General features: G+C 68.8%; 9 protein-coding genes. 4 read left to right on the forward strand and 5 right to left on the reverse strand.

All coding sequences use genetic code 11. The annotated features are described in order from the left end of the window. Positions 1 to 88: 88 nt before the first annotated feature. From ACFX59_RS16655 to ACFX59_RS16675, 5 genes are all read right to left on the reverse strand, one after another. Positions 89 to 523 (reverse strand): hypothetical protein, encoded by a 435-nt coding sequence (locus ACFX59_RS16655; RefSeq protein WP_307102630.1) that lies wholly within the window; start codon positions 521 to 523, stop codon positions 89 to 91. After that, a complete protein-coding gene (locus ACFX59_RS16660; protein ID WP_387433860.1) occupies positions 520 to 819 on the reverse strand; it encodes a hypothetical protein in 300 nt (99 codons plus the stop codon). Before ACFX59_RS16660 ends, ACFX59_RS16655 begins: the two co-directional genes overlap by 4 nt. 196 nt (positions 820 to 1,015) lie before the next feature. After that, the gene (locus ACFX59_RS16665; RefSeq protein WP_387433863.1) at positions 1,016 to 1,285 is read right to left on the reverse strand and encodes a hypothetical protein; all 270 of its coding nucleotides are present in this window, start codon (positions 1,283 to 1,285) and stop codon (positions 1,016 to 1,018) included. Positions 1,286 to 1,316: 31 nt separating this feature from the next. Next, positions 1,317 to 1,751 (reverse strand): CoA-binding protein, encoded by a 435-nt coding sequence (locus ACFX59_RS16670; RefSeq protein WP_387433866.1) that lies wholly within the window; start codon positions 1,749 to 1,751, stop codon positions 1,317 to 1,319. 95 nt (positions 1,752 to 1,846) lie between these two features. After that, complete coding sequence (locus ACFX59_RS16675; protein WP_387433869.1) at positions 1,847 to 2,809, reverse strand: Mrp/NBP35 family ATP-binding protein; 963 nt, start codon at positions 2,807 to 2,809, stop codon at positions 1,847 to 1,849. 71 nt (positions 2,810 to 2,880) lie between these two features. Between ACFX59_RS16675 and hflK the strand changes: the two genes are divergently transcribed. The 4 genes from hflK (at position 2,881) to ACFX59_RS16695 (ending at position 8,211) form a co-directional block, all read left to right on the forward strand. After that, a complete protein-coding gene (gene hflK, locus ACFX59_RS16680) occupies positions 2,881 to 4,014 on the forward strand; it encodes a protease modulator HflK (protein ID WP_387433872.1) in 1,134 nt (377 codons plus the stop codon). Then, positions 4,011 to 4,877 (forward strand): protease modulator HflC, encoded by an 867-nt coding sequence (locus tag ACFX59_RS16685; protein WP_309692347.1) that lies wholly within the window; start codon positions 4,011 to 4,013, stop codon positions 4,875 to 4,877. Before hflK ends, ACFX59_RS16685 begins: the two co-directional genes overlap by 4 nt. A gap of 106 nt (positions 4,878 to 4,983) precedes the next feature. Continuing rightward, positions 4,984 to 6,513 carry a Do family serine endopeptidase gene (locus ACFX59_RS16690; protein WP_309692345.1) on the forward strand — a complete coding sequence of 510 codons (1,530 nt, stop codon included), beginning with the start codon at positions 4,984 to 4,986 and terminating at the stop codon, positions 6,511 to 6,513. A gap of 93 nt (positions 6,514 to 6,606) precedes the next feature. Next, positions 6,607 to 8,211 carry a helicase HerA-like domain-containing protein gene (locus ACFX59_RS16695; RefSeq protein WP_387433876.1) on the forward strand — a complete coding sequence of 535 codons (1,605 nt, stop codon included), beginning with the start codon at positions 6,607 to 6,609 and terminating at the stop codon, positions 8,209 to 8,211. Positions 8,212 to 8,378: the final 167 nt, after the last annotated feature.

Below are 8,378 nucleotides of genomic sequence, written 5' to 3' on the forward strand. Positions count from 1 at the left end.
CGCCTGCTTCATCGGCGCGGGCGTCTCGATCGGATCGACATTCCGTCCATTCCTCCCCTGGAAGGGGAGGATTTGGGGGCGATCCGGCCTATGGCTCCAAATGCCCTCGCGGCCCGGGCCCATCGAGCGCGATCGGCACGCGGTTGCGCTTGTCGCGCGCCTTGTCGACGATCTTGCTGAGCCCGATCCGCGCCTCGTTCGCCAGCATCAGCACGGGCGTCACGACGTCCACCTTCCCCCCGCACCCCGCAAGCTGCGCGGCGCAGGGCGTGCCCGCGGCCCGCAACGCCCCGATGCCGGTCAGGTCGGGATTGGACATCAGCGGCTTGGCGGGCGGCGCATCCGGATCGGGGGGCAGGCGATTGTCCCCCAAACGCCGTCCGCACACGATCACCTCGTCCTTCGTCCCGGCCGAGGGCGGGCAAGGATCGGGAGCCAGGATCGAGAAACGCTCGGTGCCCGGCGGCGGCCCGGCCGCCGCCGGAGTCGCCTGGAGCGCGAGGATCAGCGGCACCAGCATCATGGCGCGGGCTTCCGCAGGGTCAGCGCGCCGCTTCGCCCACCAGTTCCGACCGTGACGCCGGCAAGGCCGCCGCCGACCTGGAAGGGGGACAGATCCTTCAACGGCGTGCTGCGCGCCAGCATCCGGGTGCGCTCGGCCATCACCCCCTCATGCCTGGGGTCGCCGGGATCGGGTGCGGATTGATAAGGAAAGCGGAAGCGATCGGCATTGCGACGACCGCAGACGGTCACATCGGTCGCGTTGGGATCATAGATGCAGCGGCTCTCGACGCTGGTCAGTCGCCGGGTCCTGGCCATGATTGCGTCGACCGATGGCTGGGGCGGCGGCATCTCCCCCTGAATAGGAGCCACCATCATCCCTATCGCCCAAATCGTCGCAACCATGACGCTCTCCCGGCATCGTGCATGCGCGCGGTCGGATGACCGCCACGGCCGGGATCATGCCTGTTTCGCGGGCATCGCGCCAGTATTCCTTTGCACCAGTGCCGACCGATTACTGGTCGATCGGCATCCGGAACAGGGTTCGCGGCTTGCTGGTGCAATATTTGTCCCCGACAACAGCACAATAGGTGCCGTCATTGGCAAAGGCGCGGGACTTGGAATCGATCGCGCTCGTCCTGTCGGGGCCCAGCCGATAGGGCGAGGGGCGTGCCGTCATCGGACAGCGACCCGGCACACATCCCGCCGTCAGCCGGGGAAGTGTCACCAGCTGACGCTCCGGTGCTTGCGGCGCGGCCAGCAGGATCAGGAACGGCATCATCATCGTCGCATCTCCCTGTTCTTGGCCCCCGACCTCAGCCCCCGGTCACCGGCGCGATGCCCAGCCGGGGTATCTCGATCGCCGGACAGCGGTTCATGACCACCTTCAGCCCGGCCGCCTCGGCGCGCGCCGCCGCTTCGTCGTTGACGACGCCCAGCTGCATCCAGATCGCCTTGGCCCCGATCGCGATCGCCTCGTCCACGATGGCGCCGACCGCGTCCGAGCGGCGGAAGATGTCGACGATGTCGATGGGATCGCCCAGCTGGCCCAGCTCGCGGAACACGAACTCGCCATGCACATGCTCGCCGGTGATCTGCGGATTGACCGGAATCACGCGATAGCCATGATCCTGCAACCGCTTCATCACCCCGTAGGAGGGCCGGTCGGGGCGGTCCGAGGCACCGACCAGCGCGATGGTGCGCGCCTCGCTCAGCAGGGCGCGGATATCCTCGTCGGCGGTCAGCGGCATGGACGGTCCCTTTTCTCGAACCGCCCGTCCGGCTTGCGGGATCAAGGGGATGCGGGCGGCTTATCCGGCTCTAACGCCCTGCCGCCGCGCCGGTTTCATGCCGCCGCCGGGCTCGCGTCCAGCCACTGCGCCACCCGTTCGGCCAGCGGGGCGAAGACCGTGTCCCCCTCCCCCGCCGCGGGCGGCTGCCCCGCGTCGGAGGCGGTGCGAATCGCGATGGTCAGCGGCACCCGCCCCAGGAAGGGAATGCCCAGCTCCACCGCCGCCGCTTCCGCCCCGCCCGAGCCGAACGGGTCCGAGATGCCGCCGCAATGCGGACAGCAATAGCCCGCCATATTCTCGACCAGCCCGATGATCGGCACGCCGGCCTTGGCGAACAGGTCGATCGCCCGCCGGGCATCGATCAGCGCCAGGTCCTGCGGCGTCGATACGATGACCGCACCCGCCGGGCGGTGCTTCTGCACCATGGTCAGCTGAACGTCGCCCGTCCCCGGCGGCAGGTCGAGCACCAGCAGCTCGGTCGCGCCCCAGTCGCCATCGACCAGCTGGCTGAGCGCCCCCGCCGCCATCGGCCCGCGCCAGGCGATTGCCTTGTCCGGCTCGACCAGCTGGCCCATCGACAGCAGGGGAACGCCATGCGGGGTCGGCACGGGTTGCAGCTTGCCGTCCTGCGCGACGGGTTTCACCCCCTCGGCCGCCATCAACCGGGGCTGCGACGGGCCATAGATGTCCGCATCGACCAGCCCGACCTTGCGCCCGCCCCGCGCCAGCGCGATGGCGAGATTGGCCGACAGGGTGGACTTGCCCACTCCCCCCTTGCCGCTGGCGACCGCGACGATCCGGCGCTCGCGTTTCTCGGCGGTCAGGACGACGCGGACATCCTCCGCCCCCGACTGGATCGCGGCCGCCTTGACCCCGTCCTCCAGCGCCTGTCGGCCCGCGCCGTCCAGCCCCGTGGCGTCGAGCACGACGCCCGCGCGCGCGCCCTCCATCCGCACGCTCGCGCGCTTGCCCGCCACCGCGGCCACCGCCGCCTTCACCGTCTCGATCATGCTCATGGGGGGCAGATAGGATGGGTTACGCGGCTTGGCACTGTTTTTGTCGGCGAACCGTTCCTATAACGATGACTATGAGAAAGCTGACGGGTCGCTTCCGACGCCCCCCCATTCTTGCCGCCGAGACGCCGAAGGGCCCATGGGGCGGGTCCGGTGAAGACTCCGATGGCGGGCCCCGCAATCCCTGGGCCGTCCCGCCGGGCGGTCGCAAGGCCCCTGCCAAGCCGACCGCGCTGGACGAGTTCATCCGCAAGGCGCGCGGATCGGGCGGCGGCGGACCGGGCGAAGGCCCCGGCGGATCGGGCGGCGGCGGCTTTGGCGGCCTGCCCGGCGCGCCCGGCGGACGCACCCTCTGGGCGATCGGGGCCGCGATCCTGGTCGGCATCTGGCTGCTCTACACCTCTATCCATCCGATCGGCCCGCAGCAGCGCGGCGTCGTCACCTATTTCGGTCGCTATACCGGCGTGCTCGAACCCGGCATCCAGCTGACCGCCCCCGCCCCCATCGCCGCCGTGCGCGTCCTGGACGTGCAGAAGATCCGGACCGAGAATTTCCCCGAGGGCTCGGGCGAAAATCTGGTCCTGACCGGCGACCAGAACATCATCGACCTGACCTATTCGGTCCGCTGGGACATCGCCAATCCGCGCGACTTCGCCTTCCGCCTCGCCCAGCCGCAGGAGACGGTCCGCGCCGCCGCCGAGAGCGCGATGCGCGCGGTCATCGCCGAGACGACGCTGGACCAGGCGCTGGGGTCGGGCCGTACCGGCATCGAACAGCGGGTGCAGGAGCTGACCCAGTCGATCCTGAACGAATATCGCTCGGGCGTGCGAATCCAGGGCGTGGCGATCAAGCAGGCCGCCCCGCCGCAGCAGATCGTCGACGACTTCAACAAGGTGACGGCGGCGCAGCAGCGCGCGGTGGCCGATGTGAACCAGGCCAAATCCTATGCGCAGCAGGTGATCGCCCGCGCCCAGGGTGAGGCGGCGCAGTTCGACAAGGTGTACGAACAATATCGCCTGGCCCCCGAAGTGACCCGCCGCCGCATGTATTACGAGACCATGGAGGCCGTGCTGGCCAAGTCGGACAAGACCATCGTCGAGGCGCCGGGCGTCGTGCCCTATCTGCCGCTGCAAAAGGCGCGCCCCGCGCCCGAGATGGTGGCGCCCGAACCCGCCGCGCCCGTCGCGACGCAGGGAGGCGGCCAGTGAACGGTCTGTCGATGCGCAATCCGATCGTGCTGGGCGTCGCCCTGCTGGTCGCGGTGATCGTGGCGGCGGCGACCTTCGCCATCGTGCCCGAGACCAAGCAGGCGGTGATCTATCGGTTCGAGCAGCCGCGCCGGATCGTCAACGGCTATCGCCCGAACGAGGAACTGGGCGACAGCGGCGCCGGGCTGATCGCACGCATTCCCTTCATCGACCGCATCGTCTGGGTCGACAAGCGGGTGCTCGACCTCGACCTGGAAAAGACCCAGGTGCTGTCGACCGACCAGCTGCGCATGAACGTCGATGCCTTTGCCCGTTTCCGCGTGATCGACCCACGCCGGATGCTGGCGACGGCGGGCAGCGTCGACGGCGTCATCAACCAGCTTCGCCCGATCTTCGGATCGGCGCTGCGCAACGAACTGGGCAAGCGGCGGTCGTCCGAACTGCTCAGCCCCGAGCGCGGGCAGGTGATGGACGCGATCCAGGTCCGGCTCGACCGGATCGCGCGCCAGTACGGCGTGCAGATCGTCGACGTGCGGATCAAGGAAGCCGAGCTGCCGCCGGGCACCCCGCTGCAAAGCGCGCTCGCCCGGATGCAGACCGCGCGCCAGCAGGAGGCGATCACCATCGCCGCGCAAGGCCAGAAGCAGGCGCAGATCGTCCGCGCCGACGCCGATGCCCAGGCCGCGCAAATCTATGCCCAGGCCTTTGGCAAGGATGCGGATTTCTATGACTTCTACCGGGCCATGCAGTCCTATCGCCATACCTTCGGCGCGGACGGCTCGACTCAGGAACATGGGAGCACCCAGATCATTCTGTCGCCGCAGAACAGCTATTTGAAGGAATTCACCGCGCCGGGTCGATAGGCGGTTTTCCCGCCTTTCCGCTCGTTCATATTCAAGCGTCGTTCAGCCAAACCGTGACAAATAGGACACGGTCAAACTGAATTTTCTTTGAGAGGACCCTAGCCCAGTGCGCTACGCCTACGCCATTACCAGTGCGCTCCTCCTCGGTGGCGCGACCGCGACCCTGGCCCTCCAGCCCGGCACCGCCCAGGTCGCGCAGAACGAACCGGGCGCGATCCAGGCGGTCGCCCCCCGCGCCGGCGCGCCGATGAGCTTTGCCGACATGGTCGCCAAGCTCCAGCCCGCTGTCGTCAACATCTCCACCAAGCAGTCGATCACCGTCAAGCAGCAGCCGAACCCGTTCGCGGGCACGCCGTTCGAGGGCATGTTCGGCCAGTTCGGCGGCCAGACCGGGCCGCAGCCGCAAAAGCGCGAAGGCGCCTCGCTGGGCTCCGGCTTCCTGATCTCGCCCGACGGTTACATCGTCACCAACAACCACGTCATCGCACCGGGCGCGCAGGGTGCCTCGGTCGATTCGATCACCGTCACGCTCAACGACCGCAAGGAATATACCGCCAAGGTCGTCGGCCGCGACGAGACCTCGGACCTGGCGGTCCTGAAGATCGACGGCCAGAACCTGCCCTTCGTCCGCTTCGGCGATTCGTCGCGCGCGCGGCCGGGCGACTGGGTGCTGGCGATCGGCCAGCCCTTCGGCCTGTCGAGCACCGTGACCGCCGGTATCGTCTCGGCCGTCCACCGCGTTACCGGCCAGGGCGGCGCGAACGACCGCTTCATCCAGACCGACGCCGCGATCAACCAGGGCAATTCGGGCGGCCCGATGTTCGACATGAACGGCAATGTGATCGGCATCAACAGCCAGATCTATTCGCAGTCGGGCGGCAATATCGGCATCGGCTTCGCCATCCCGGCCGAGGATGCCAAGCCGATCATCGACAAGCTGATGAAGGGCCAGAAGATCGAGCGCGGCTATCTGGGCGTGCAGATCGGCGGCCCGGTCACCGACGATGTCGCCGCGTCGCTGGGCATCCCCAAGAACCAGGGCGAGGTCATCGCCAAGGTCGAGCCCAACGGCCCCGCCGCCAAGGCCGGGCTGAAGGCGTTCGACGTGGTGACCAAGGTCAACGGCCAGTCGGTCACGCCCGAACAGACACTGTCCTATCTGATCGCCAATGTCCCGCCGGGCGGCCGCGTCAACCTCGAGGTGCTGCGCGGCGGCAAGCCGGTCTCGCTGACCGCGACCGCCGCGACGCGTCCGTCCAACGAGGAACTGGCCGCGTCGCTGGGTGACGGCTCCGACGCCTTCCCCGACAGCGACGACGATGCGCAGGTCGCTCCGGCGGCCGGTGGCGGCCTGGGCCTGTCGGTGCAGACGCTGACCCCGGCGATCGCCCGCGCGATCAATGTCGAACCATCGACCCAGGGCGTGGTGATCGCGGCGGTCGATCCGTCGAGCGATGCCGCCTCCAAGCTGAAGCGCGGCGACGTCATCACGGCGATCAACGGCACCCCGGTCCGCAGCGCCGCCGACGTCCAGCGCGTCGTCGCCGCCGCCAAGGCCGCCGGTCGTCCGCAGGTGCTGGCGCAGATCACCCGCGGCCGGATCGCCGACCGCCTGATGCCGCTGCGTATCAAGTAACGGTCCCGCCCGTCCGAAAAGGGCCGTCGCATCTCCCCGATGCGGCGGCCCTTTTGCTATTCCCGTCACCGAACGCCGCGATAATATGCGGCCATGGACGGCATCTTCATCGGCATGGGCGGCGGCAAGCCGCAGGCGATCGACCTCAAGCGCGCCAACCGGCACGGCCTGATCGCGGGCGCGACCGGCACCGGCAAGACGGTGACGTTGCAGACCATGGTCGAGGGCTTCTCGCGCGCCGGGGTGCCCAGCTTCGTCGCCGATGTGAAGGGCGACCTGTCGGGGCTGGGACTGGCGGGATCGGCGCTGGGCAAGACCCATGCCGCCTTCGCCGCGCGCGCCGCCGAGCTGGGGATGACCGACTGGTCCTATGAAGCCGCGCCCGTGCAGTTCTGGGACCTGTTCGGGACCCAGGGGCATCCGGTCCGCGCCACCGTGTCGGAGATGGGGCCGCTGCTGCTCGCGCGGATGATGGGGCTTAACGAGACGCAGGAGGGGGTGCTGACCATCGCCTTCCATGTCGCGGACAAGGAAGGGCTGTTGCTCCTCGACCTCGACGACCTCCAGGCGATGCTGGCCGAATGCGCCGCGCGGGCCGACGAACTGACCACCAGCTATGGCAATGTCTCCAAACAGTCAGTCGGTGCGATCCAGCGCGCCTTGCTCCAGCTGCGCACGCAAGGGGGCGAGCATTTCTTCGGCGAGCCCGCACTCGAACTCGCCGACCTGATCCGCACCGACGAGGCGGGGCGCGGCGTGGTCAACATCCTGGCCGCCGACCAGCTGATGGCCAGCCCCAAGCTTTATGCCACCTTCCTCCTGTGGCTGCTGTCCGAGCTGTTCGAGCAGCTTCCCGAGATCGGCGACCCCGACAAGCCCAAGCTGGTGTTCTTCTTCGACGAGGCGCATCTGCTGTTCGACGGGGCCGCACCCGCTTTGGTCGACACGATCGAGCGGGTCGTGCGGCTGATCCGGTCGAAGGGTGTCGGCGTCTATTTCATCACCCAGAACCCGATCGACGTGCCCGACAAGATCGCGGGGCAGCTGGGCAACCGCGTCCAGCACGCGCTGCGCGCCTTCACCCCGCGCGACCAGGCGGCGGTGCGCTCCGCCGCCGAGACGTTCCGCGCCAATCCCGGCGTCGATGTGGCCAGCGCGATCACCGAGCTGAAGGTCGGCGAGGCGCTGGTGTCGCTGCTCCAGCCCGACGGCTCGCCCTCGCCGGTCGAGCGCACGATGATCGCCCCGCCGCGCAGCCGGGTCGGCCCCGCCACGCCCGAGGAGCGCAAGGTTCTGGTCGAGACCGATGCGGTCGGCGCGAAATATGACCAGGCGATCGACCGCGAATCGGCCGAGGAACTGCTCGCCGCCAAGACTCAGGAAGCCGCCGCCGCCGCTGCGGAAGCGCGGGCCGCGACCGAAGCCGACAAACAGGCGGCGCAGGCGGCCAAGGCCGAGGCGAAGGCCGCCAAAGAGGCCGAACGCGCGCGCATCGCCGAACAGCGCGAGGCCGCCAACTCCCCCTGGGCCAAGATCGCGACCAGCGCGGCACGCTCGGCCAGCTCCTCGATCGGGCGACAGGTCGCCAACGAGATCGGCAAGCAGGTGTTCGGTGGCGGATCGCGGCGGCGGTCGAACAGCGGGGGGATCATGGGGGCGGTCGTACGCGGGGTGTTGGGGAATCTGTTCCGGGGCTGACCCTCGGACCTCCGTTCAGCCTGAGCGAAGTCGAAGGCCAAGCGACACCGCCTGCCACAGACTTAGGCTGTATCGACATTCAGGACTGCATCTTCTTCCCTCTCCCCTGGACAGGGGAGAGGGTTAGCGGAGCTTGCCAGCCTGCTGGCTAGCGCAGCTTGGGTGAG

Source organism: Sphingomonas sp. NCPPB 2930, from assembly GCF_042867205.1.
Classification (GTDB): domain Bacteria; phylum Pseudomonadota; class Alphaproteobacteria; order Sphingomonadales; family Sphingomonadaceae; genus Sphingomonas.